This is a genomic window from Kitasatospora sp. NPDC004615 (genome assembly GCF_042873545.1).
Classification (GTDB): Bacteria; Actinomycetota; Actinomycetes; order Streptomycetales; family Streptomycetaceae; genus Kitasatospora.
Map to the genome: position 1 here is coordinate 1 of NZ_JBIALQ010000008.1, position 24,260 is coordinate 24,260.

The 24,260-nt window shown below is 71.0% G+C and carries 21 protein-coding genes and 1 riboswitch; of the genes, 8 read left to right on the plus strand and 13 right to left on the minus strand.

Going from position 1 to position 24,260, the window contains the following annotated elements; translation table 11 throughout:
• Positions 1 to 500: 500 nt before the first annotated feature.
• Genes ACFYS8_RS26145 through ACFYS8_RS26155 form a run of 3 tightly spaced genes read right to left on the minus strand, consistent with a single transcriptional unit; the run spans position 501 to position 3,747 of the window.
• A complete protein-coding gene (locus ACFYS8_RS26145) occupies positions 501 to 1,583 on the minus strand; it encodes a threonine aldolase family protein (protein WP_387645944.1) in 1,083 nt (360 codons plus the stop codon).
• Positions 1,580 to 2,350 (minus strand): SDR family NAD(P)-dependent oxidoreductase, encoded by a 771-nt coding sequence (locus ACFYS8_RS26150; RefSeq protein ID WP_387645033.1) that lies wholly within the window; start codon positions 2,348 to 2,350, stop codon positions 1,580 to 1,582. Before ACFYS8_RS26150 ends, ACFYS8_RS26145 begins: the two co-directional genes overlap by 4 nt.
• Positions 2,347 to 3,747, minus strand: coding sequence for a DUF6421 family protein (locus ACFYS8_RS26155; RefSeq protein ID WP_387645035.1), 1,401 nt, complete (start codon positions 3,745 to 3,747; stop codon positions 2,347 to 2,349). Before ACFYS8_RS26155 ends, ACFYS8_RS26150 begins: the two co-directional genes overlap by 4 nt.
• A 359-nt stretch (positions 3,748 to 4,106) precedes the next feature.
• Here ACFYS8_RS26155 and ACFYS8_RS26160 point away from each other — a divergent pair, with 359 nt between their 5' ends.
• Positions 4,107 to 4,655: a DUF5134 domain-containing protein gene (locus tag ACFYS8_RS26160; protein WP_387645038.1), complete on the plus strand. Its 549-nt coding sequence runs from the start codon at positions 4,107 to 4,109 to the stop codon at positions 4,653 to 4,655.
• Positions 4,656 to 4,829: 174 nt separating this feature from the next.
• Positions 4,830 to 5,777, plus strand: a complete 948-nt coding sequence (locus ACFYS8_RS26165) for a M56 family metallopeptidase (protein WP_387645040.1) — start codon at positions 4,830 to 4,832, stop codon at positions 5,775 to 5,777.
• A 48-nt stretch (positions 5,778 to 5,825) separates the two neighbouring features.
• On the opposite strand, the gene ACFYS8_RS26170 is transcribed toward ACFYS8_RS26165, so the two are convergent.
• Positions 5,826 to 6,239 (minus strand): MarR family winged helix-turn-helix transcriptional regulator, encoded by a 414-nt coding sequence (locus ACFYS8_RS26170; RefSeq protein ID WP_387645043.1) that lies wholly within the window; start codon positions 6,237 to 6,239, stop codon positions 5,826 to 5,828.
• Positions 6,240 to 6,327: 88 nt separating this feature from the next.
• On the opposite strand from ACFYS8_RS26170, the gene ACFYS8_RS26175 reads away from it, so the two are divergent.
• Positions 6,328 to 7,800 (plus strand): MFS transporter, encoded by a 1,473-nt coding sequence (locus ACFYS8_RS26175; RefSeq protein ID WP_387645046.1) that lies wholly within the window; start codon positions 6,328 to 6,330, stop codon positions 7,798 to 7,800.
• Positions 7,801 to 8,047: 247 nt separating this feature from the next.
• Here the strand turns inward: ACFYS8_RS26175 and ACFYS8_RS26180 are convergent, their stop codons facing one another.
• Positions 8,048 to 8,914: a helix-turn-helix domain-containing protein gene (locus ACFYS8_RS26180; RefSeq protein WP_387645049.1), complete on the minus strand. Its 867-nt coding sequence runs from the start codon at positions 8,912 to 8,914 to the stop codon at positions 8,048 to 8,050.
• A gap of 418 nt (positions 8,915 to 9,332) precedes the next feature.
• On the opposite strand from ACFYS8_RS26180, the gene ACFYS8_RS26185 reads away from it, so the two are divergent.
• Positions 9,333 to 9,857: an ATP-binding protein gene (locus ACFYS8_RS26185; RefSeq protein ID WP_387645051.1), complete on the plus strand. Its 525-nt coding sequence runs from the start codon at positions 9,333 to 9,335 to the stop codon at positions 9,855 to 9,857.
• Positions 9,858 to 10,004: 147 nt separating this feature from the next.
• On the opposite strand, the gene ACFYS8_RS26190 is transcribed toward ACFYS8_RS26185, so the two are convergent.
• Positions 10,005 to 10,241, minus strand: coding sequence for a DUF397 domain-containing protein (locus tag ACFYS8_RS26190; protein WP_387645053.1), 237 nt, complete (start codon positions 10,239 to 10,241; stop codon positions 10,005 to 10,007).
• Positions 10,242 to 10,590: 349 nt separating this feature from the next.
• Between ACFYS8_RS26190 and ACFYS8_RS26195 the strand changes: the two genes are divergently transcribed.
• On the plus strand, positions 10,591 to 11,487 hold the full coding sequence (locus ACFYS8_RS26195; RefSeq protein ID WP_387645056.1) for a hypothetical protein: 897 nt from the start codon (positions 10,591 to 10,593) through the stop codon (positions 11,485 to 11,487).
• 126 nt (positions 11,488 to 11,613) lie between these two features.
• Here the strand turns inward: ACFYS8_RS26195 and ACFYS8_RS26200 are convergent, their stop codons facing one another.
• Both ACFYS8_RS26200 and ACFYS8_RS26205 read right to left on the minus strand, forming a co-directional pair.
• Positions 11,614 to 13,620, minus strand: coding sequence for a hypothetical protein (locus tag ACFYS8_RS26200; RefSeq protein ID WP_387645059.1), 2,007 nt, complete (start codon positions 13,618 to 13,620; stop codon positions 11,614 to 11,616).
• 236 nt (positions 13,621 to 13,856) lie between these two features.
• Positions 13,857 to 14,012, minus strand: coding sequence for a hypothetical protein (locus tag ACFYS8_RS26205; RefSeq protein WP_387645062.1), 156 nt, complete (start codon positions 14,010 to 14,012; stop codon positions 13,857 to 13,859).
• 105 nt (positions 14,013 to 14,117) lie between these two features.
• Positions 14,118 to 14,294: riboswitch (cyclic di-AMP (ydaO/yuaA leader) on the plus strand.
• 5 nt (positions 14,295 to 14,299) lie between these two features.
• Here ACFYS8_RS26205 and ACFYS8_RS26210 point away from each other — a divergent pair.
• From ACFYS8_RS26210 to ACFYS8_RS26220, 3 genes are all read left to right on the plus strand, one after another.
• Positions 14,300 to 15,511: a transglycosylase family protein gene (locus tag ACFYS8_RS26210; RefSeq protein ID WP_387645065.1), complete on the plus strand. Its 1,212-nt coding sequence runs from the start codon at positions 14,300 to 14,302 to the stop codon at positions 15,509 to 15,511.
• Between the two features lie 213 nt (positions 15,512 to 15,724).
• Positions 15,725 to 15,925, plus strand: a complete 201-nt coding sequence (locus ACFYS8_RS26215; RefSeq protein ID WP_387645068.1) for a hypothetical protein — start codon at positions 15,725 to 15,727, stop codon at positions 15,923 to 15,925.
• Positions 15,926 to 16,042: 117 nt separating this feature from the next.
• Positions 16,043 to 18,031, plus strand: a complete 1,989-nt coding sequence (locus ACFYS8_RS26220) for an AMP-dependent synthetase/ligase (protein WP_387645071.1) — start codon at positions 16,043 to 16,045, stop codon at positions 18,029 to 18,031.
• A gap of 60 nt (positions 18,032 to 18,091) precedes the next feature.
• On the opposite strand, the gene ACFYS8_RS26225 is transcribed toward ACFYS8_RS26220, so the two are convergent.
• The 5 genes from ACFYS8_RS26225 to ACFYS8_RS26245 form a co-directional block, all read right to left on the minus strand.
• Entirely contained in the window at positions 18,092 to 19,114 is a 1,023-nt protein-coding gene (locus tag ACFYS8_RS26225) for a LacI family DNA-binding transcriptional regulator (protein ID WP_387645074.1), read from the minus strand.
• A gap of 25 nt (positions 19,115 to 19,139) precedes the next feature.
• Positions 19,140 to 20,858: a glycoside hydrolase family 13 protein gene (locus ACFYS8_RS26230; RefSeq protein ID WP_387645077.1), complete on the minus strand. Its 1,719-nt coding sequence runs from the start codon at positions 20,856 to 20,858 to the stop codon at positions 19,140 to 19,142.
• 37 nt (positions 20,859 to 20,895) lie between these two features.
• Complete coding sequence (locus ACFYS8_RS26235) at positions 20,896 to 21,807, minus strand: sugar ABC transporter permease (protein WP_387645947.1); 912 nt, start codon at positions 21,805 to 21,807, stop codon at positions 20,896 to 20,898.
• 62 nt (positions 21,808 to 21,869) lie between these two features.
• Positions 21,870 to 22,820 (minus strand): carbohydrate ABC transporter permease, encoded by a 951-nt coding sequence (locus ACFYS8_RS26240; protein WP_387645079.1) that lies wholly within the window; start codon positions 22,818 to 22,820, stop codon positions 21,870 to 21,872.
• 115 nt (positions 22,821 to 22,935) lie between these two features.
• Entirely contained in the window at positions 22,936 to 24,213 is a 1,278-nt protein-coding gene (locus ACFYS8_RS26245) for an extracellular solute-binding protein (protein WP_387645081.1), read from the minus strand.
• Between the last annotated feature and the right edge of the window lie 47 nt (positions 24,214 to 24,260).

Below are 24,260 nucleotides of genomic sequence, written 5' to 3' on the forward strand. Positions count from 1 at the left end.
TTCTCAAGGAACGGACACTTCCTTCGGTCTGCCTTCCAGCAGGCCCTCCGGGCGCTTCGTTCTTTCGTGTTCTCAGCTTATCAGATGTTTTCCGCCCCGTTTTCCGGAGTTTCGATCCGACTTGCTGTTTGTCTTCCCGACCTGACGGCCCGTCCGACGTTTCAAACTCTAGCCGATCCCCGCTCCGAAAAGCGAATCCGCCGCAATCTCCGAAAACGCGCACAGCAAATACGAACGGAGACGCGAAAAGGACGCGACCCGTCACGGATCAACTGGGTGGTTCTCAGGGATTGGCCACCCCGGGACCGTCCACACAGATTGCGTGTCCGGTGCTCCCTGCCGAGCGACCAGTGAACACTACGCCGGATCCGCCCCAGGCGCAAACACCTGCCCGCCTTCTCCGGCGCCACCGTCGCCGGCCCCACCGCGGAGACGCCGACGGCCGGCCCGGAAGTTGCCTTCCGAACCGGCCGTCGCGCAGAACAAGCAGAGCAGAGCCGTCAGCCCTGACGCCCCATCTCCTCCGCGATCGCGGCGGCGAAGGCGTCGATGTCGGCCTCGGTGGTGTCGAAGGCGGCCATCCAGCGGACCTCACCGGTGTGCTCGTCCCAGAAGTAGAAGCGGTAGTGCTTCTGGAGGCGCTCGCTGACCTCGCGCGGGAGCAGCGCGAAGACGGCGTTGGCCTGGACGGGGCGGACGACGGTGACGCCGGGGATCTCGCGGACGGCGGCTTCCAGTCGGAGCGCCATCGCGTTGGCGTGGCCGGCGTTGCGGAGCCAGAGGTCGCCGGTGAGCAGGGCCTCGAACTGGACCGAGACGAAGCGCATCTTCGACGCGAGCTGCATCGACATCTTGCGCAGGTACTTGAGGTCGCGGACCTTCTCGGGGTTGAGGACGACCACGACCTCGCCGAGCAGCAGGCCGTTCTTGGTGCCGCCGAAGGAGAGCACGTCGACGCCGGCGTCGGTGGTGAACTCGCGGAACGGGACGCCGAGGGAGGCGGCGGCGTTGGCGAGCCGGGAGCCGTCCATGTGGACGAGCATGCCGCGTTCGTGGGCGTGCTCGCAGATCGCGCGGACCTCGTCAACCGTGTAGAGGGTGCCGAGTTCGGTGGACTGCGTGATGGAGACGGCGAGCGGCTGGGCGCGGTGCTCGTCGCCCCAGCCCCAGGCCTGCTGGTCGATCAGCTCGGGGGTGAGCTTGCCGTCGGGGGTGGGGACGGTGTGGATCTTGATGCCGGCGATCTTCTCCGGCGCGCCGCACTCGTCGACGTTGATGTGCGCGCTGGCGGCGGCGATCACCGCGCCCCAGCGCGGCAGCAGCGCCTGGAGCGCGACCACGTTGGCGCCGGTGCCGTTGAAGACGGGGAACGCCTCGGCCCGGTCGCCGAAGTGGCGGCGGAAGACGGTCTGCAGGTGCTCGGTGTACTGGTCCTCGCCGTAGGCGACCTGGTGGCCGTCGTTGGCCAGGGCTATCGCGGCGAGGATCTCGGGGTGGACGCCGGCGTAGTTGTCGCTGGCGAATCCGCGCACGGCGGGGTCGTGGTGCCGCACCGCGTCGGTCGGGCCGAAGGGGGTGGTCATCGGGCTGTCAGCCACAGGTGCTGTCCGTTCAGTTCTGCTGCGGGGCGGTCCCAGAGGCTCGCCATGTTTGCGGCCAGGTCGGCGGTGTCGGTGAAGCCGGCGAACTTGGCGTCCGGCTTCTCGGCACGCATCTCAGGGCTGACCAAGGCCTTGATGACCAGGATGGCAGCTGCGGCGGTGGGGGTTCCGTCCTCGGCGGTGGTCTCCTTCACGAAGGAGTGCGCCATGGCGAGGGTCCAGGCCTCGGTGGCGGCCTTGGCGGCGGCGTACGCGGCGCCTCCGCCGGTGGGCTTGTGCGCGGCGGCGGCCGAGACCATGGCGTAGCGGCCGGCGGGGCTGCGCAGCAGGGCGGGCTGGAACGCCAGCGAGGTGTGCTGGAGGGTGCGCACGACGGTGTCGTGCAGGAAGTCCCAGTCGTCTATCCGGGTCTCGAAGAAGCTCTTGCTGCCGCGCCAGCCGCCGACCAGGTGGATCAGGCCGTCGACGTGGCCGTGCTCGGCTTCGAGGTGGTCGGCCCAGTCGTGGACCTCCTGCGGGTCGAGCAGGTCGATGACCTGCCCGGTGACCTTCGCTCCGGGGACGGCGGTGCGGATGCCGTCGATGGCCTTGTCGAGGCGCTGCTGGTCGATGTCGGCGCCGATCACGGTGGCACCGTCGGCGGCGAGCCGGCGCAGCGTGGCCTGGCCGGCGGGGCCGCTGGCTCCGGCGACGGCGATGACCTTGCCGGCCAGCGGGCGGCCGTTGTCGGTGCTGGGTGCGGTGGTCACGCGGCGATCTCCTCGACGTCGGCGCTGGTGATGCCCTTGGTGTCGGCGATGACCCGGCTGAGCTTCTTGGCCAGGGCCTCGAAGAACATGCTGAGCGGGAACTCGTCGGGGTGGACGGCGTCGCACAGCGCCTTGCGCAGTGCCTTGTCGTCGCCGATGTCGAGCGGGAGCGCCTCGGGGCCCTTGGCCCAGGTGGAGGCGGGGTGCGGGGTGAGGTACTTGGAGACCAGCTGGTAGGCCGCGATCCAGTGGGCGGTCTTGGGGCGGTCGATGCCCTCGCGGTAGAGGGTCTCGATCTCGGCGCAGAGCTGGTTGGTGACGTCGGCGACGCGCGACCAGTCGATGGTGAGGCGGTTGTCGCGCCAGCGCAGCGCGTCGTGCTTGTGCAGGTAGGCGAAGAGCAGCTGGCCGCCCATGCCGTCGTAGTTGCGGACGCGGTCGCCGGTGACCGGGAAGCGGAACATCCGGTCGAACAGGACGGCGTACTGGACGTCGCGGCCCTGGGTGTAGCCCTCGGCCTCCAGCTTGACCGACTCCTTGAAGGTGTTCAGGTCGCAGCGGAGCTCTTCGAGGCCGTACATCCAGAACGGGCTGCGCTGCTTGATCATGAACGGGTCGAAGGGCAGGTCGCCGTGGCTGTGGGTGCGGTCGTGGACCAGGTCCCACAGGACGAAGGTCTGCTGGGTGCGGTCCTGGTCCTGCAGCAGGCTCTCGGCGTCGGCCGGGATCTCGAGGCCGAGCTGGCGGACGGCGCTGGTGGAGACGGTGCGGAAGCGGGCGGCCTCGCGGTCGCAGAAGATGCCGCCCCAGGTGAAGCGCGACGGCGCCTCGCGGACGGCCACCGTCTCGGGGAACAGCACCGCGGAGTTGGTGTCGTAGCCGGCGGTGAAGTCGTCGAAGGTGATGCCGAGGTAGCCGGGGTTGTCGAAGCGGGTGCGCTCCAGTTCGGCGATCCACTCGGGCCAGACGACCTTCAGCAGGACGGCCTCCAGGTTCCGGTCCGGGTTGCCGTTCTGGGTGTACATCGGGAAGACCACCAGGTGACCGATCCCGTCGACCCGGTGCTCCTCGGGGCGGAACGCCAGCAGCGAGTCCAGGAAGTCGGGCTCCCGGTAGCCGGTGTCGGCCCACTTGCCGAGGTCGGCCCGGACGGCGGCGAGGTACTCGGCGTCGTGCGGGAAGTACGGCGCGAGCTCGGCGACGGCGGCCTGCACGGTCTCGACCAGCGGGTCGACGGTGGGGCGCGGCACGGCGGCGAGGTCGATCGAGCCGTCCTTGGACTGCAGGGGCCGGAGGGCCTCGACAGCGTCCTTGAGGCGCAGCCAGGCCGGGTGCGCGGCGAGGTCGGCGGTGGGGGCGTCACCCGCAGCCGCGAGAGTCGGCGAAAGATTCTGCATCTCAGGCTCACTTCGACAGGAGTTATTTCGACAAGACCACGTTAAACGCGAAAGGTCTTCCGGCTCAAGAGCAAGTTGACGGCGGACACTCCGGTTCGTAGCGCGATCGGCTCCGCTCCCTGACGTGATGGATGAAACGGACAGATCCGGCGTCGCTTCCGGTACGCCCGACCCTGCCCCTCCCCCGAACGGACCGCCACCGGGGACCACCAGTCCGTCACCGCCGCCCGCGCCGGGGGCCGCTCGCACGCCCGGCGCGGGCCCGGCCGAGCCTCGGTGCGCCCCCGTTCACGCCCTGCTGCGCCCGGTCGGGGTCGGTGATCGTGGGGTGGGCGCACATCCGGCCGGAGGGGGACGCGATGCACGGTCCGGCGCTGGTGAACTGGCTGCTGGCCGCGTTGGCCACGGGAAGCGGCGGCTACTGCGGGTGGCGGGTGCGGCAAGGACGGCAGGACGCGTCCTGCGGGGACGACCGGCCGGCCCGCCGGGAGTCGGACCTGCTGGAGGCCGCGATGGGTTTGGGCATGGCCGGGATGGCGCTGCTGCCGGGCGTGGCCTGGGGCTGGCCGTACGCACTGCTGGCCGCGGCACTGCTGGTGGGCGCGCTGGCCGGACGCGGGGCGGGGCTGCGGGCGCACCGGCTGCACCACGGGATCGGCGCGCTGGCGATGGCGTACATGGCGCTGGCGATGACGGCCGGCGCGGCGGGCGGGCACGCCGGCCACCACGGGGAGCCGGCCGGGCTGCCGATGGTGACGGGGCTGCTGCTGGTGTACTTCGGCGGGTACGCGCTGTGGGAGGGCAGCCGGGTGATCGCGGCGGACGGTGCGACGGTGGCGGCGCCGCTGCCGCGGGCCTGCCGGGCCGCGATGGGGATCGGGATGTTCGCGATGCTGCTGACCATGTGAACCACCGCCGTTTTTGGGTCCGCCCCGAGTGGCTGACGGGGCGTCCGAAACCGTGTGGCGACGTGGTGTTGGTCACTGGAGGCACCCGGCCGTTCCCCGTGGGCGTGAGGCGGCATAGGTTGGGGGGCAGGCGCACCGCCGCGCCTCGAAATCCCGCCTCGGGGAGCCCCTGCCATGACGGCACTGCTGAGCCTGCTCCTGCTCGGACTGCTGCTCGCCACCGTGGCGCCGAGCCGCCTGGCCCGGGCCCGCTGGCCCGAGCGAGAACCGGTGCTGGCCCTGCTGGTGTGGCAGATGCTGGTGGTCGCGGTGCTGTTGTGCTGCGGGCTGAGCCTGCTACTGGCGAGTGCGGCCGCTCTTCCGGCCTGGCGGGACGTGGTCTTCTCGGGCGCCCCGGACGGGGTGGTGGAGGCGTACGGCCTGGCGGGCCGCGAGGGTTGGGGCCGGCTGTCGGCGGCGGTGCTGGCGGCGGGCGGGGTGTGGACGGCGCTGTCGCTGGCCCGGGAGATCCGTTCGGCGCGCGCGGAACGCGGCCACCGTCACACCCAACTGGCGCGGCGGGCGCCGGAGTTGCCGGCCTCGCTGCTGCCGCGCCGGCGGGCGGCCAAGGAGCCGCTGGTGGTGCTGGAGAACGTCCGGCCGCAGGCCTGGTCGCTGCCCGGACCGCGGGCCCGGCTGGTGGTGACCACGGGGGCGTTGCAGCAGCTGTCGGACCGGGAACTGGCGGCAGTGCTGAGCCACGAGCGGGGCCATGTCCGGGCCCGGCACCACTGGTTGGCGCAGTGCGCGCAGGCGCTGGCGACGGGCTTTCCGGGGGTGGGGGTGTTCTCCGAGTTCCGCGACCAGGTGGCGGTGCTGGCGGAACTGGCGGCGGACGACCGGGCCGCCCGCCGGCACGGGCGGGTGACCACCGCGCTGGCGCTGGCGGAGCTGAACAGTGAGGTGTTCGCGTCCTGCCCGCCGCGGCAGCTGGCGCAGTCCCCCGCCCGGGTGGACCGGCTGCTGCTGGGCGAGCCCCGGCTCCCGCGCCGGGCCCGGCTGGGCTGGACGCTGGCGGCGCTGGCCGCTCCCGTGGCGGCGGCGCTGATCGCGGCCGCACCGGGGCTGTCGACGCTGCTCTGAGCGTCCGTCGCCCCGCTGGCCTTACTGGCCCTACTGGCCTTACTGGCCTTACTGGCCGAGCGTCTCGGCGAGGATCCGGCGGTGCACGGGGCGGGCCTTGCGGTAGCGCTCGCGGCCCTCGTCGGTGAGCGTGATGAAGATGCCGCGGCGGTCGTCCGCGCACATCGAGCGCTGCACCAGGCCGGACTTCTCCATCCGGGCGACCAGCCGGGAGAACGCGCTCTGGCTGAGGTGCACGCTGCCGGACAGCACCTGGGCGCGCGAGCCCGTCAGGTGCTCCTCCTGCTCGAACTCCCAGAGGCGCTCCAGCAGTTCGAACTCGCTGACGCCGATTCCGAAGGCCTCGCCGAGCTCACGGTCTATCGCGCAGGACGTGGCCGCATGGCTGGCCAGCACGGCGCGCCACTTCTCGGCCAGCGCCGTCTCCGCCGCAGGGTCACGATCCGGATCTAGGTCGGTCACGCCGCCACGTTAGCACATGCGTACGCATGTGTTGCAGCTGCATTAAATGCATTTGCATCCCATGCACATGCATGTAGCGTACGGTGCCATGACCGACACGCGATGGACCCCACGCCTCTGGGGCGCCCTGGTGGTGCTCTGCGCCGCCATGTTCCTGGACGCCCTCGACGTCTCGATGGTGGGCGTCGCCCTGCCCTCGATCGGCACCGACCTGCACCTCTCCGACTCCGCCCTGCAGTGGGTGGTGAGCGGCTACGTCCTGGGCTACGGCGGTCTGTTGCTGCTCGGCGGCCGCGCGGCCGACCTGCTCGGCCGCCGCCGGGTGTTCCTGATAGCCCTGGCCGTGTTCGCCGGCGCCTCGCTGCTCGGCGGCCTGGTCGACAGCGGCCCGCTGCTGATCGGCGCCCGCTTCCTGAAGGGCGTCAGCGCCGCGTTCACCGCCCCGGCCGGCCTCTCCATCATCACCACCACGTTCGCCGAGGGCCCGGCCCGCAACCGCGCGCTGTCCATCTACACCACCTGCTCCGCCGCCGGCTTCTCGCTCGGTCTGGTGATCAGCGGGCTGCTGACGTCGGCCGGCTGGCGGCTGACGTTCCTGATGCCCGTCCCGATCGCGCTGATCGCCCTGCTCGCCGGCATCAAGCTGCTGCCCCGGCAGCACGGCGAGCAGCGCAGCTCCGGCGGCTACGACATAGCGGGCGCGATCACCGGCACCGCCGCCGTGCTGCTGCTGGTCTTCACGGTCACCGAGGCGCAGGGCGCGGGCTGGCTGTCGCTGCGCACGATCGGCTCGCTGCTGCTGGTGGCGGCGCTGGCCGCGGCCTTCCTGCTGATCGAGTCGCGCACCGCGCACCCGCTGGTGCGGCTGGGCATATTCCGCAGCGTGGGCGTCCGCCGGGCGAATCTGACGGCGCTGACGCTGATGGGCTCCTACGCGGGCTTCCAGTTCGTGGCCACGCTGTACCTGCAGCGGCTGCTCGACTGGTCGGCCCTGGAGACGGCGCTCGGCCTGCTGCCCGGCGGCGCGATCGTCGCCCTCTCGGCCGGCTCGGTCAGCCGCCTACTGGACAGGTTCGGCCCGGAGCGGGTGCTCCCGGTCGGCGTCGCCTCGATGGCCCTCGGCTACGCGCTCTTCCTGCGGCTGGACGAGCACAGCTCGTTCCTCGGCCTGGTGCTGCCGAGCATGCTGCTGATCGGCGCGGGCTTCGCGCTCGGCTTCCCGTCCATCAATGTGGCCGCCACCAACGGCGTGGCGGACGACGAACAGGGCCTCGCCTCGGGCCTGGTGAACACCGCGCTCCAGGTGGGCGGCGCGATCGTGCTGGCCGTCACCACCGCGGTGCTCACCGCGGGCACCGGCAGCGGCACCGACGCGCACGCCCAACTCGCCGGGTACCGGCCCGCCCTGCTGCTGGTGACGGGCACCACCACGCTCGGCCTGCTGATCGCGCTCACGGGCGCCGTACGCCGCAAGGGCCGCAAGACCGCCGCCGCCGTGCCGGCCTCCGTGCCGGACTACCGGTACCGGCCGCTGGAGCAGGAGGTGCTGTCGGAGCGCTGAGCGTCATCCACCGAGATGTCGGAGCCGGCTCCACCAAACCCCCGTATTGGTGGAGCCGGAGCGCCGCCGGTTCCGAGGCCCACCGGGCAAGCCGGACGGCGGCGCAGTCACCATGGCAGCTTGCCGGGCGCCGGTCAATCCGCTCGACCGCGCCGATACCGAACTGCGGCCCGGACTCCCGCGCGAGGCCCGAACACTGACGTTTCGTCAGCCACTCGATCCCGCCGGGCACCGCGAACCCCTGCCGTCACTGGCTCTTGAGGATGCCCTGGAGCAGGTCGAGGGTCTGCTGCGGGGTCAGACTGTCCACGCACAGCCGCTCCATGACCTGCACGTACTCGTCCACATCGTCGCGCTTGTCCAGGTACAGGGCGCTGGTGAGCTGCTCCAGGTAGACCACGTCCGGCAGGTCCTGCTCGGGGAAGCGCAGCACCGAGAAGGCGCCGCTCTCACCGGCGTGCGCGCCGAACCGGAAGGGCATCACCTGGAGCACCACGCTGGGGAGTTCGGCCAGCTCCACCAGGTGCTCCAGCTGGGCGCGCATCACCTCGGGGCCGCCGACCGGGCGGCGCAGTGCGGCCTCGTCGATGACGGCCCACAGCTTGGGCCCGCGGCCCTCGGTGAGCAGCTTCTGCCGCCGGGCGCGCAGCGCGACCCGGCGTTCGATCTCGTCGTCGGCGAGCACGGGCCGGTTCTGCGCGAAGATCGCCCGGGCGTACTCGTCGCACTGGAGCAGGCCGGGAATGAACTGCACCTCGTAGGTGCGGATCAGCGCGGCGGCCTCCTCCAACCCCATGTAGGTCTGGAACCAGTTCGGCAGCACATCGTTGTAACTGTGCCACCAGCCGGACTTGTTGGCCTCGCGGACCAGGGCGAGCAGGGTCTCCCGCTCGGCGCCGCCGCCCAGGCCGTAGAGGCTGAGCAGGTCGGCGACGTCACGCTCCTTGAAGGAGACCCGGCCGAGTTCCATCCGGCTGATCTTGGACTCCGAGGCGCGGATCGCGTAGCCGGCGTCCTCCCGGCTGATCGCGCAGCCCTCACGGAGCCGACGGAGCTGGGAGCCGAGGAGGATGCGGCGCACCATCGAGCCCCCACCGGGCTGCACTGTGGTCATCTGACCAAACCTCCATTGGGAAAGACCAGTTGCACAGTCTGCCATCACTTGGACGCACTGAGTGCCGGTAGTGGTGCGCAGGGCTACCGCTTCTGACACGCAGACACCATCTTGCACGTGCATCCGGTGCATGCATATGCCAATCGCACGACTGCACGTGAATCGACTCTTGCATCTGCCGTAAGCACAGAGGAGCATGGTGCACGTGCACTTGCACGCCCTTGGCAACCCCGCGGGCTCCGCGTCGACAGCTAGCGCGATTCCGCACACCCGTCCCGGCAACGCCCGTGCGTCGCTGGGTACTTGCGTGTGCGCGCAGTGGTCGGACGCGGCGGCAGAGCGGCCGAGCGAGTCGGAGGTGACCGGCATGACCCCGATGGGTCCCGCCGTGTCCGCCCCCTTATGGGAGGAGCTCTTCATGAGCACCGGTACCGCCCTGGCAACCGACCCGCATGTGGTCAGCTGCACGCTCGCTCCCCGGTTCGAGGCCGTACGCACCGCGCGGGAGTTCGCCCGGATCACCCTCGACACCTGGGGCCTCGGCGAGCTCTTCGACGATGTGGCCCTGGTGGCTTCCGAGTTGGTGACCAACGCGCTCCGGCACGCACTCGGCCAGCGCGAGCCGTCCCGCGTCCCGGCCCAGACCACTCCACAACTGGCCGTCGGCTCACTGCCGATCCGGATCAGCCTGGTGCACCGGGCCCCGCAGGTGGTGTGCGCGGTGAGCGACCCGTCCAGCTCCGGCCCGATCGCCCGCGAGGCCGACTTCGTGGCGGAGTCCGGCCGCGGCCTGCACCTGGTCGACTCCTTCTCCCACTCCTGGGGCTGGCACCCGCTGGCGGGTGCGGGCAAGGTCGTGTGGGCACTGTTCGACGCCCCCGCGCCGGCGCTCGCCGCCGAACCCCCGCTGCCGAACCTCGGCCGTCACCGCCGCTCCGCCTGACACCCCGCACCCCTTCTTCTCCGGCCGAACCGGCCGCCACCTTCCCGACTTGGGCCATCCGGCCCGTCCGGTCCAAAAAAACATTGAAGGCCGTCGCGGGATCTCCCACGACGGCCCGTCTGTGCGGCCACCGACACACCGTCAGGGCTAGTTGCCCAGGTGGTCGAACTCCCCGTCCTTCACGCCGAGCAGCATCGCGTCGATCTCCGCCCGGGTGTAGACCAGCGCCGGCCCGTCGGGGAAGCGCGAGTTGCGCATCGCGACGTCCCCGTTCGGCAGCGCGGCGAACTCGACGCAGTTGCCCTTCGAGTTGCTGTAGCCGCTCTTCTGCCAGACCACGCCCTCGAGGTCCGTCGCCGCCATGCCGTTGTACGCCTCACCCATTGTTTTCTCCCCAGACCCTGGCGAATGCCTCACTTGACGTGATGATAGCTCGGCTGCACGTGCATCAGCATGGGAAATTTCCCGTGCAGAAGAACGTGCCAATGCCGTCACCAACCCTTCACGACCGGGCAATTGACGGTGCGTAAGCGGACACAGCAGGGCGAATCGCCAACTTCGCCATGACCGTCCGCACACAGCCGTCAGCGCGTTGTCGATCACCCACCACCCGCCCCGCGCCTCACAGCCAGTCACAACTGCCGCTGTGATGACCGTCACTTCCTGGCGGAAAGCCGCCCACTCCCGGTATCCGGCTGCAAGGCACGCTGGGCAATGTCCTACGATTCGGCGCATGAGCACCGCAGCCATCCCGGGCGCGCCACTGCCCGTCCGTACGCCAGGCTCCCGTGCGCGGGGGCGCCACCGCCGTCCCGAGCGCCCCGAGATCATGGCCGGTTCGCCTGCCCTGGTGCTGGCGGTTCCGGCCGTCGCCGGGCCGGAGACCCGTCCGGTCGTCGAGGAGCTGCTGTCCGTCGTGCGCGGCGACCAGCCGGGCATCGAGGTGACGGCCGCTTACCTGGGCGGCGAGGACGCCCAGACGGTGGCCGATCTGCTGAACGCGGCCGCCGAGGCCGGCCAGCCGGCACCGGTGGTGGTGCCGCTGGTTCCGGGGCCGCACGAGTTCCTGCCGGAGCTGCACAAGTCGGCCGCCGAGACCGGCGCCCAGGTGCTGGACCCGCTGGGCCCGCACCCGCTGCTGGCCGAGGCCGTGCACGTGCGCCTGTCCGAGGCGGACCTGGCCCGCGCCGACCGCGCCCGCCTGTTCGCGATCGCCACCGCCGCCGACGGCGTGGTGCTGACCACCACCGGTGGCGAGGAGGCCGCGTCCGCGGCCGGCATCACCGGTGTGCTGCTGGCCGCCCGGCTCGCCGTGCCCGTGGTCGCGGCCGCGCTGGACGTGCCCGGTTCGGTTGCCGCGGCCGTCGAGCACCTGAAGTCGACCGGCTGCGGGCGCCCCGCGCTGGCCCCGCTGGTGATCGGCCCGGAGGCCGACCCGGAGCTGCTGGCCGCGGCCGCCGAGGAGACCGGCTGCCCGAGCGCCGCCCCGATCGGTGCCTACCCGACGGTGGCTCAGCTGATCGCCTCCAGCTACCTGGCGGCGCTCCCCGAGCCCACCGCGGAGCAGTTGGAGGCCGCCGAGGCCGCCGCCGAGCAGCGCACCACGCCGGGGGCGCACGCGGCGCGCTGACGCGCCGTCCGAGGACCGCGACGGGCGGGAGCAGCGCATCGACGCGTTCCCGCCCGTCGCGCTTTTGCCCTGCGCGCGGGCATCAAGCCTGCCGCAGGCAGTCGCGCTTTCCCGTGCCCACGGCCATCAGCCGGTGACGCGCCCCGTTCGCGGCGCGCCGTCGGTGAACTTCAGCACGGGCAGCTCCACCTGCCGCGGCGGCGTGGGCGCGGCGGCGGGGCTGGTGGCGGCGTTCCACGGGCCGGCGGCGAGTCCGGGGCCGGCTTTGCCGAGCGCGAGCGTCTCCGACTGTCCGGCCTTGCGGAACAGGATCTGCTTGGGCGCGGGCGCGTCCGGGTCGAGCCACAGTTCGGGGCCGTCGCCGAACTCGCAGTCCAGCACCGCGATGTCGTCGGGCTTCCCGTCCCCGGTGGCCCGGAACGCCACCCCGGCCTTGCGGTAGCCGGTCAGCCGGCTACGGGTCAGGGTGACGAGTTCGCCGTCGAGTTGGTGTTTGAGGGTGGCCACCGCGTAGTCGGACTTCCCGGCGGCGTCGATCAGCAGCCCGTCGAACACCGTGCCCTTGTCGCGCCCGAGCGCGTGGACAGCGATCCCGCCGGCGGCGTTGCCGTACAGCACCGAGGCGCGGTAGGCGAAGTCGTTCAGGTAGGCGCCGTGCTCGATGCCCCAGCCGCCGTTGTGGTACGCGGCGAACCGGCTGACGGTGTGCGGGTGTTCGGAGTTCTGCCAGACGAAGATGCCGTTCTCCAGGTTGTTGTGCGCCAGGCAGTTCTCGAACGTCCACACCCCCTCGCTGGTCTCCGGCCACTCGTACCCGGACGCCCCGGTGGCGCCCTGCACGCCGACGGCCACGCAGTCCTTCGCCGAGGAGCCGGTGCCCGCGCCGAGACTGAAACCGGTCAGCCGGTAGCCGCGCGGATTCGGTTCGAACACCGTCCGGGAGGCGACGCACCCCTCGTACGCGATGTCGTCGGACGGGCCCTGCGGGGTGCGGGTGTCGATCGGGCCGTCCCACCAGTACGCGTCCTCCCAGGTGTTGTGGGAGATGCAGCCGCGGAACGTGATGCCGTGACTGTTGTGCGGTACGAACGCGTGGCTTCCGGCGTCGCGCACCACCACGCCCTCGACCACCGTGCCGCGCGAGGTGTCCAGCAGCATGTGGAAGTGCAACCCGTACCGCCCGAGCACCGGCTCACTCACGGGCTGCCCGTTCCAACTCTCCTTCCCCACCGCCCGCGGCCCGACCCGCCGCAGCACCGCATGCCGCACATCGGCCGGGCGGCTGGACGTCAGGTGGACGTGCGCCCGCCCCTGCTCGGTGCCCTCGACCCGCACGTTGCGCGTCAGGTTGAGCACCTCCGCCCCGAACACCGCCCCACCACCGAGGCTCACCCGCGGGTGCGCGTGCTGCAACGGCGCGGCCAGCGTGACGTTCGGGCCGTCCACCCGCTGAACCGTCACCAGGTCGTACGCATCGGAGAACCCCTCGGCATCGGGCGGCCCGGTCGGCGTGACGGCGAGCTCGTCACCCACCTGCCAACCCTCCGGCGCCACCGCCAGCTTCAGTACGGTGTCCCCCGCCTTCAGCTCGGTTGCGGCCCGCACCCACGCCGTCCGGGGCGCACCGTCCAGCCGCAGGTAACCGCGGCCGGTGACCCACAGGCCGGTGTCGGTGTCGACGACGGTCATGCCGCCGCCCTGGAACCGCCGTTCGTCGATGTCGGGAAACCGCAAGGTATGGGTGTGCGCCGCATCGGGCGCGAGCGCCAGCACCCCGCGGACCTCGACGTTGCCAGCACTCTCCAACGTCACCGACCGGTCCCCGGCGAACACCAGCGACCCACCCGTGTCGATCAGCAGCGACCCGACCTTGGCGTCCCCGTCCAGCACCACCTTGTCGGTGATCCGCACGGCACTCCCCGCCCCGGGCACCTTCCCGCCCCACGCCTCGGCATCCGACCACCGCCGCCCGCCCTCGCCCACCGCCCCCGCCGCCGGCTCCGCCCCGGCCAGCGACTGCCGCAGCACCACTCCTCCACCGACCGCCGCCACCGTCCCGACCGCCAGCCAGGCCAACACCCGCCGCCGCCCCGACAACGGCCGCCGCTGCCGCCCGTTCTCCCACTGCTCCACGATGGCCGCCTCCCGAAACGTGCAGGGACTCCGAATCGTCGGGGGCAGCATAGGTGGCTGTCACAACGGAAATCGGCGACTTCCGAAACGGCTAAGCATTCTGACGTAGCATCATCCATCAGTTCGACAGAAATGGGCGATGGCCGCAATTCCACGACCTGTCAGCAAAGGGTCTTCAGCGCCCGGGACAAGGTGGACAGAACGTCCACAACCTCCCATCCGGTCGATCGCAAACGCTAACCAAAGTGAATATTCGCCCGGCAAGCCACATAACCACCCAAAACGGGCACAAGATCGCCAATTTCCTGACGGAAGCCCAGGTTTGGCCGCGCGCCGTGGAGTTCGCTCGAAATTCCTTGATCGAATTTTCCGGACCCGGTGACGACCGTCACAGGAATTTGCTAATCGTCCTTAATTCCGCTTAATGTCCTGCCCACGTTCGTGGACACACGGACCCAGCTCGCCCGGAACGCCGAATCCTGCCGCCGGGTGGGCCGGCTCATGCAATGACGCACCGCGGCAGGGGCGGGGGAACCAGGTAAGTCGCCCTGGGACGGTCCTGACGGACCGGTCCGGGGCTTGGGGTGAAGCCGTGCGCGCCGAAAGGTGTGCGCGGCCGGGCAACTCCAGCCCGAATCCGACAGCTCACCTCGCAGGCGTGGGAGAGGAACGCTTCTTCATGCTGCCCATCAGCGCCAAGCGCGCCCGCCGTCTGATTGCCACCACTGGTGTTGTGGGCATCGGCCTCACGGTCCCCGGCCTGGCCGCGGGTACCGCCTCCGCCGCTTCGGTGGCCACCTGGGACAAGGTCGCGCAGTGCGAGTCCAGTGGCAACTGGTCGATCAACACCGGTAACGGTTTCTACGGCGGCCTGCAGTTCACCGCCTCCACCTGGGCCGCCTTCGGCGGTACCGCGTTCGCCCCGCGCGCCGACCTGGCCACCAAGGACCAGCAGATCGCCGTCGCCGAGAAGGTGCTGGCCTCCCAGGGCCCCGGCGCCTGGCCGGTGTGCTCGGTCCAGGCCGGTCTGACCAAGGGCGGCGCCGCCCCGCAGGTCGACACCTCCACGGGCTCCACCGCCGCCAAGCCGCAGGCCCAGGCCCCGGCCCAGCCGCAGGCGCCGAAGCAGGCCCAGCAGCCGGCCCCGCAGCAGCGCCAGGGCCAGGCCCAGAGCCGCCCGCAGGCTCAGCCGCAGGCCGACACCCAGGCCTCCGGCAGCTACACCGTCGTGGCGGGCGACTGGCTGTCCGCCATCGCCCAGCGTCAGAACGTCGAGGGCGGCTGGGAGAAGCTGTACGAGCTGAACCGCTCCGTCCTCACCGAGGGCCCGGACATGATCTACCCCGGTCAGAAGCTGGCGCTCGGCAACGTCGCGGTCGCCCAGGCCCCGGCCAAGCAGTCGGCGCCGGCCAAGCAGTCCGCCCCGGCCAAGCCGAGCACCCCCGCGCCGGCCCAGCCGAGCACCCCCGCCAAGCCCGCCGCCACCACCACGACCGCCACCACGACCGCCACCGCCGCCGTCAAGGCGACCGGCTCCAAGGCCGCGGCGATCGACTTCGCGCTGTCGAAGGTCGGCCAGCCGTACATCTACGGCGGCACCGGCAACGGCGGCTGGGACTGCTCGGGCCTGACCCAGGCCGCGTTCCGCCAGGCCGGCATCAGCCTGCCGCGCGTGGCCGCGGACCAGGCCGACTACTCGACCCGGGTCTCGCTGAACAGCCTGCAGCCGGGCGACCTGCTGTTCTGGTCGAACAACGGCTCCAACTCGGGCGTCTACCACGTGGCGATCTACATCGGCGACGGCAAGTACGTCGAGGCCGCCAACCCGAAGTCCGGTGTGAAGACCGAGACCATCGCCAACTGGGCGCCGGACTTCGCCGGTCGGGTCTGAACCGCCTGACACCACACGCACCGCGCACACCACGCGCACGCGCATGAGGTGACCGCACCGCGGACACCGCTGCCCTCGGGGACCCTGGTCGGCTCCGGGGGCAGCGGCCTATCCTCGGCCGAGACCGAAGGCCGAACGCCGAAGGCCGAACGCCAAACGCCGAACGCCGAACGCCGAAGGCCGGAAGCGGTCCCGAGCCCCTGGAGCGATGCGATGGCGAAGGTGACGATCACGCTGGACGCGGACCTCGCGCTGGAGGCAATGATGCGCCTCGGCGTGAGCAGCCCGCAGGACGCGGTGGAGCTGCTGGTGCGCGACTACCTGTCCACCGGCCGTCGCACCCAGGCCCGCACCGGCGGCAGCCGGGACGGCGAGCGCTTCACCGGCCCGGCCCCGACCGTCGAAGAGGGCTGAACGCAGCGGCCGAAGCGAAGCCCAACACCCGTTACCGTCAAGGAACTTACCGTCTAGTAAGTTCGCGGCGGAGTCCCTACCCTGGGCGAACCCCACCCCACCCAAGGGAGTTCGCTGATGGCACACCCCCTCGCCCGTGCCGCCCGCGCCGAGCACCTGCGCGACCGCGCGCCCGTCGAAGTCCTGCACTCCGACGGGCGGGTGGTCGAGGCCCGCACCCCGCACCTCGTCCCGCTGCCGGACTCCGGCAGCCTCGCCGACCTGCCGTTCCGCAACGCCGCCGAAGCCCCGGACGTCGAGGTGCTCACCAGACGTCAACCCGCAGGCAGCTGGCAGCATGTGACGGCACGTCAGTTCGCTGATGAGGTGGCGGCGACCGCCCGCGGGCTGATCGCCGTGGGGGTGCGCCCGGGCGGGCGGATCGTGCTGATGTCGCGCACCCGCTACGAGTGGACGCTGCTGGACTTCGCGGCCTGGGCGGCCGGTGCGTCCCTGGTGCCGGTGTACCCGACTTCCTCGGTCGAGCAGGCCGAGTGGATCGTCCGGGACTCCGGCGCGGCCCTGGCGGTCGCGGAGGACGCCGACACCGCCGAGGTGCTGACCACGGCGATCGCCCGCACCGGCGGCACGGTGCCGCTCTGGCGGCTGGACGAGAACGCCGTCGAGGCCCTCGGTGAGCTCGGGAAGGCGGTGCCCGCCGGGGAGTTGGAGAAGCGGCGGGCGGCTCTCGGCCCGGACAGTGAGGCCACCCTGATCTACACCTCTGGCACCACCGGTCGCCCCAAGGGCTGCCTGCTCACCCACGCCAACTTCCTCACCGAGGCGGCGAATTGCCACGCCCTGCTGGAGCCGGTGTTCACCGCGGCGACCGGGGAGACGCCGTCCACCCTGCTGTTCCTGCCGCTGGCGCACGTGTTGGGCCGGATGATCCAGGTGACGTGCGTGTTCGGCCGGATCCGGTTCGGCCACAGCCCGTCCCTGAAGCCCGCCGAACTCCGGCCCGACCTGGCCGAGTTCGGCGCCACCTTCCTGGTCGGCGTGCCCTACCTGTTCGAGAAGATCCACCAGTTGGGCCGGGCCGAGGCGCAGGCGAAGGGCGCGGTGCGGGTCTTCGACCGGGCGGCCGAGGTCGCGAAGCGCTACGCCCGCGCCGAACTGGCCGCGCTGGACGGCGGGGGCGACCGCGCCCCGCTGCCGCTGCGGCTGCGGAAGCGCTACGCCCGAGCCGAACTGGCCGCGCTGGACGGCGGGGGCGACCGCGCCCCGCTGTCGCTGCGGCTGGCGCACGGCCTGTACGACGCCCTGGTGTACCGCCGGGTGCGGCAGGCGATGGGCGGCCGGATCCGGTACGCGATCAGCGGCGGCTCCTCGATCGACCCGGAGCTGCTGCTGTTCTTCGCCGGCGCGGGCGTGCTGGTGTACGAGGGTTACGGGCTGACCGAGACCACCGGCCCGTCCACCGTGAACCCGCCGCTGCGTCCGCGCCCGGGCACCGTCGGGCCGCCGGTGCCGGGCAGCGCGGTACGGATCGCCGAGGACGGCGAGGTGTTCCTGAGCGGGCCACAAATCTTCGACGGCTACTACGAGTTGGGCGCGCCAACACCCGAACGGGAACACTGGTTCGCCACCGGCGACCTGGGCCGGCTCGACGAGGACGGCTACCTGACCATCACCGGCCGCAAGAAGGAGATCCTGGTGACCTCCGGCGGCAAGAACGTCTCCCCCGGCCCGCTGGAGGACCGCCTGCGCGCCCACCCGCTGATCAGCCAGGCCCTGGTGGTCGGCAACGACCGCCCGTACGTGGGCGCGCTGCTCACCCTGGACCCGGAGGCGGTGGAGCACTTCCTGCAACAACGCCCGCCGGCCACCACGAAAGCCCAGGACGTGACCAGTGCCGTCCCCGTCCACCCCGCCGTCCTGACCGCACTCGCCGAGGCGGTGCAGGCCGTCAACTCGACCGTCTCGCGCGCCGAGTCGATCCGCCGGGTGCGCGTGGTCGGCGGCGACTTCACCGAGGAACGCGGCCTGCTCACCCCGTCCCTGAAGGTCCGCCGGCAGGCCGTCAGCACCGCCTACCGCCGCGACATCGAGCAGCTCTACACCTGAAAACGCCTGCGGCCCCCGCTCCACCGAGGAGCGAGGGCCGCAAATGCCTTAAGACACCGATCAGTTGCGCGGACCCGACCCGGTCGAGCCCCGCATCACCAGCTCCGGCTGGAACATGAACTCCGAGCGCTGCGCCGGGTTTCCGCCGACCTCCTCCAGCAGGGCGTCGACGGCGGCGGTGGCCATCGCCTCGACCGGCTGGCGCACGGTGGTCAGCGGCGGTTCGGTGAACGCTATCAACGGCGAGTCGTCGAACCCGACCACCGAGACGTCCTGCGGCACCGACAGGCCCCGCCGGCGCACCGCGCGGATCGCGCCGAGCGCCATCATGTCCGAGCCGCAGACGATCGCCGTGCAGCCCTTGTCGAGCAGTGCCTGGGCGGCGGCGTGCCCGCCCTCGACGCTGAACAGGGTGTGGTGGATCAGCTCCCCGGCCTCTTCGGCGGTGCGCCCGGTGAGCTGCTGGAGCGCGGCGGTGAAGCCCTCGATCTTGCGCAGCACGGGGACGAACCGCTTCTGACCGACTGCCAGCCCGATCCGTTCGTGGCCGAGTTCGACGAGGTGCTGGACGGCCATCCACATCGCGGCCCGGTCGTCCGGGGAGATGAACGGTGCGGCGATCTTCTCGCTGTAGCCGTTGATCAGCACGAACGGGACCTGGCGGCCGGAGAGTTTGGCGTACCGGTCATGGTCGGCGGTGGTGTCGGCGTGCAGTCCGGAGACGAACACGATGCCGGCCACGCCGCGTTCCACCAGCATCTCGACGAGTTCGTCCTCGGTGGAGCCGCCCGGGGTCTGGGTGCACAGCACCGGCGTGAAGCCGTGCCGGCTGAGCACCTGTTCGATGACCTGGGCGAGCGCGGGGAAGATCGGGTTGCTGAGCTCGGGGGTGATCAGGCCGATCAGCCCGGCGCTGCGCTGGCGCAGCCGGGTGGGCCGTTCGTAGCCGAGCACGTCCAGCGCGGCCAGTACGGTCTGCCTGGTGGTCGCGGAGACGCCCGCCTTACCGTTGAGTACGCGGCTGACGGTGGCTTCGCTGACCCCCGCCTGCGCCGCGATGTCGGAGAGTCGCGCTGTAGTCACGAGCCCAGAGCCTATTGCAACCACCTCAGACCGCCCACCATGCGGTGCTGTCGGCCGGGAGTTCGGTGTGCTCGGATTCCACCGTGGCGGCCGAGGACAGCAGCAGCCGGCCGGGCGCCGGAATGGTCACGCTCTCCCCGGTGGTGTTCACGGTGCACACGAACGACCCTTCGGCCGCCTCGCGACGGAACATCAGCACGCCTTCGGGGGCGTCCAGCCACTCGACCTCGGTGCCGGCGCCGAGCGCGGGCTGTTCGCGGCGGACGGCCAGCGCGGAGCGGTACAGCTCCAGCGTCGAGGTCGGGTCACCGGTCTGGACCTCTACCGAGAGTTCGGCCCAGTCGGCGGGCTGCGGCAGCCAGCTCGGGCCGCCGGCCACCGGGCCGAAGCCGTACGGCGCCTCGGTGCCGGACCACGGGATGGGGACCCGGCAGCCGTCGCGGTAGCCGTCCTGCCCGGCCTGCCGGAAGAACGACGGGTCCTGGCGGACCTCGTCGGGCAGGTCGGTGACGTCGGGCAGGCCAAGTTCCTCGCCCTGGTAGATGTACGCGGAGCCGGGCAGCGCGAGCATCAGCAGGGTGGCGGCGCGGGCCCGGCGCAGGCCGAGCGGGCGGTCGCCGGGGGTGCGGATCTGGGTGCCCAGGCCGGGCTCGTTGGCGAACCGGGTGGCGTGCCGGGTGACGTCGTGGTTGGACAGCACCCAGGTGGTGGGGGCCTGCACGGGCCGCATCGAGTCGAGCGAGAGGTCGATCACCTCGCGCAGCTTCGCCGCGTCCCAGTCGGTGCCCAGGTACTGGAAGTTGAACGCCTGGTGCAGCTCGTCGGGGCGGACGTAGTTGGCGGTGCGCTGGACGGTCGGGGTCCAGGCCTCGGCGACGCCGATCCGGTCGCCGGGGTACTCGTCGAGGATCTTGCGCCAGCTGCGGTAGATGGCGTGCACGCCGTCCTGGTCGAAGAACGGCATGACGTCGTTGCCGAGCAGCTTCAGCTGGTCGTGGCCGCCGAGGTCGGGCAGACCGGGGGCCTTGACCAGGCCGTGGGCGACGTCGATCCGGAAGCCGTCGACGCCCATGTCGAGCCAGAACCGCAGGATGGAGCGGAACTCGTCGGCGACCGCGGGGCTGTCCCAGTTGAAGTCGGGCTGCTCCGGGGCGAACAGGTGCAGGTACCACTCGCCGGGGGTGCCGTCGGGGTTGTCGCTGCGGGTCCAGGCGGGGCCGCCGAAGATGGACTCCCAGTCGTTGGGCGGGAGTTCACCGTTCTCGCCCTTGCCGGGCCGGAAGTGGTAGCGCTCGCGCAGCGGAGTGCCGGGGCCCTCGCGCAGCGCGCGCTGGAACCACTCGTGCTGGTCGGAGGAGTGGTTGGGGACCAGGTCGACGATGATCCGCAGGCCCAGCTGGTGGGCGTCGCGGATCAGCCCGTCGGCGTCCAGCAGGGTGCCGAACATCGGGTCGACGGCACGGTAGTCGGCGACGTCGTACCCGGCGTCGGCCTGCGGCGAGGCGTAGAACGGCGACAGCCACACCGCGTCCACGCCGAGGTCGCGCAGGTAGGGCAGCCGGCTGCGGATGCCGGGCAGGTCGCCCATGCCGTCCCCGTTGCCGTCGGCGAAACTGCGCGGGTACACCTGGTAGATGACCGCGTCCCGCCACCAGCCGCCTCTGGAGGCCCCGGTGGTCGCAGCAGTCGTCCGAGCGACGGGAACAGCGGCGGGCCGGGAGGCGTCGGCCAGGTTCTGGGTCATAGGACAGTCATCCCTTGGGTGCTGTGGAAACGGAGGGTCAGGACTTCGCCGCGCCGGCCGTCAGGCCGGTCACCAGGTGGCGCTGCACCAGGTAGAAGACGACCGCGGCGGGGATGGCGATGAGCACCGAGGTGGCGGCCATCAGCTGCCACTGGTGGTCGTGCTCGCTGACGAACGAGGCGAGGCCGACCGCCAGCGTGTACTTGCTGGACGAGAGCATGAAGGTGGAGGCGAAGGCGACCTCGCCCCACGCGGTGAGGAAGGAGTAGAACGCGGCCACCGCCAGGCCCGGGCGGGCCAGCGGCAGGACCAGCCGCCAGAAGGCGCCGAAGGGCGACAGTCCGTCGACCCGGCCGGCCTCGTCGATCTCCACCGGGATGGTGTCGAAGTAGCCCTTCAGCAGCCAGGCGCAGTACGGCACGGTGGTGGTGGAGTAGACCAGGATCAGGCCGGTGTAGCTGTCCAGCATCTGCAGGCTGGACAGGATGTAGTACATCGGCACGATCAGCACGGCGATCGGGAACATCTGGGTGACCAGCAGGGCCCACATCAGCGGGCGGTAGCCGGGGAAGCGCATCCGGGAGACCGCGTAGCCGGTGGTGGCGGCGATCAGCACGCCGATCAGGGTGGTGCCGCCGGCCACGATGGCCGAGTTGCCGAACCAGGTGAGGAAGCCGGTGTCGCCCAGCACCCGCCCGTAGTTGGCCAGGGTGGCCTTGTCCATGATCTTCGCCGGGTGCAGGTAGTCCATGTCGTCCGGGCCCAGCGAGATGTACGCGATGTACAGCACCGGGAACAGGGCGATCAGGCTGGCGACGATCAGGGTGCCGTGCGAGAGCACGGTGGCCAGCGGCGAGGACTCGCCGCGCAGCCGGACCTTGACGGGTCGTCCGGCGGGCTTCGCGTCGGCGGCGGGGCGGTCGGCGGGGCGGTCGGCGGTGAGTGTCATGGGGCTACCTGCCTGGTCCTGGTCCTTGGGCTGGGGGTCGGTTCCCGTACGGGCGTCGGCGCTCATCCGTTGGCCTTCTCGACCCGGGCCGTCCAGCGGCGGTAGAAGCCGGTGAAGACGATCAGGATGGAGAGCAGCAGGATTCCGTAGGTCGCCGACTGCGCGTAGTCCGAGGGCTGCTGGCCGAAGCCGAGGCGGAAGGCCCAGGTGACCAGGATCTGCGCGTCGGGAGCGCCGGAGCCGAACAGCAGGTAGATGATGGCGAACTGGTTGAAGGTCCAGATCACGCCGAGCAGCACGACGGTGGAGGAGACGGTCCGCAGGCCGGGCAGGGTGACGTAGCGGAACCGCTGCCAGGCGCTGGCGCCGTCCATCTCGGCGGCCTCGTACAGCTCGGCCGGGATCGACTGGAGTCCGCCGAGCAGCGAGATCATCATGAACGGCACGCCGACCCAGGTGTTGACCAGGATCGCGGCGAACTTCTGCGCCAACGGGTCGGACAGCCAGCCGGGTTCGGGCAGGTGCAGCATCGACAGCAGGCCGTTGACGGCGCCGCCGTCGGCGAGCATCAGCCGCCAGGAGAAGACGGTGACGAAGGTCGGCACCGCCCAGGGCAGGATCAGGATCAGCCGGTAGACGCTGCGGCCGCGCATCTTGCGGTTGAGCAGCATCGCCAGGCCCAGGCCGATGCTGTAGTGCAGGAACACGCAGACCGCGGTCCAGATGACGGTCCAGACGAAGTGCGACCAGAACCGGTCGTACGACGTCGGCCCCCACAGCACGTCCGCGTAGTTGTCGAGGCCGACGAAGTCGAAGCTGTCGGGTATGTGGTTGACGCCGATCTGGCGGCCCACGTTGAGGCTGGTGGCGTTGGTCAGGGTCAGGTAGAAGCCGCGGACCAGCGGGTAGCCGACCAGCACCCCGAGGACGATCACGACCGGCGCGACCATCGCGTACGCGTACCAGTACTTCGAGTACGACAGCTTGATGCGCTGAACGACCGCAACTGCCATGGGTTGACACCTTCTCCGGGAGGTCCGCCGCCTGCCTCGGCGACTGGTGCTGTGTGGTGTGACGGCGGGCGCCCGGCCCACCGTCAGGTGTGGGCCGGGCGAGCCTGGTTCCGACTTACTTCTTGAAGTCCGGCAGGAGCTTCGCGTAGTCGGTGGCGGTGGCGTCCAGGCCGGCCTTGGTGTCGGACTGGCCCTGGACGATCTTGCCGAGGTTGGTGCCGAAGGAGCCGAACAGCGAGGCGTACTCGGGCAGTTCGGGGCGCGGCTGGGCGGAGGCCAGGATCGCCTGGAAGTCGGCGATGCCCGGGTTGGCCTTGACCTCGGCGGTGTAGGCGTCGCTGCGGGTGGGCAGGGTGCCGTTCTTCAGCGCGAGGAAGGTCTGGCTCTCGGCGGAGGTCAGGAACGCGGCGAGCTTCTCGGCGGCGGCCTTGTGGGCGGCGTCGGAGCCGGCGTAGACCGAGACGTTGTGGCCACCGGTCGGGGCGCCGCCCTTGGCGGAGCCGTTCGGGACGGCGGCGATGCCGAGGTTCTTCTTGTCGGCGAAGGAGGCGCCCTTGTAGATGTTGGTGACCTCCCACGGACCCTGGATGATCGCCGCGACCTTGCCGTTGTTGAAGGCGTCCATCATGTGCGCGTAGGCGTCGGTGGTGACGTCGGCCTTCGCGGTGCCGGGCGAGGTGAACATCGTCTTGTAGGTCTCGATCGCCTTCACCGCCTCGGGCGAGTTGACGGTGACCTTCTTGCCCGCGGCGTCCACCATGTTGGTGCCCTCGCCGTACAGGAACGGCATGGCGTAGTAGCCGTCGCCGGCCTTCAGCCAGAAGCCGTCGACGCCCGCCTTCTCCTTCAGCTGGGCGGCGTCGGCCTTCAGCTCGTCCCAGGTGGTCGGCGCGGCGGCGATGCCGGCCTTGGCGAACAGCTCCTTGTTGTACATCAGGGCGAGGGTGTCGGTGACCAGCGGGACACCGTAGGTCTTGCCCGCGTACTTGGCCTGCTGGATCAGCGACGGCTGGAAGGCGGCGGCGTCGGTCAGCGCCGGGGTGCCGTCCAGCGGCTCCAGGTAGCCGGCCTTGGCGAAGGCGGAGGTCCAGCCGACCTCGGAGCGGAAGGCGTCCGGCGCACCCTTGGCACCCATCGCGGTCTGCAGCTTGGTCTGCGCCTGGTCGAACGGCACGTTCTCGAACTTGACCTTGATGTTCGGGTTCGCGGCCTCGAACTTCTTGACCAGTTCCTGGTAGTTCGGCGCCTCGTTGGTGGCGTTCGAGGTGTCCCAGTAGGTGATGGTGACCGGTCCGTCGCTCTTGGCGTCCGAGCCGGAGCCGCTGCTGCCGCACGCTGCAAGAGTGACCGCAAGAGCCGCAACGAGAGCGGAGGCCGCGATACCACGCCGCATGGAAACTCCTAGAAAGATGAGGGTGCCCGAGTGGGGGAGGACCGCGC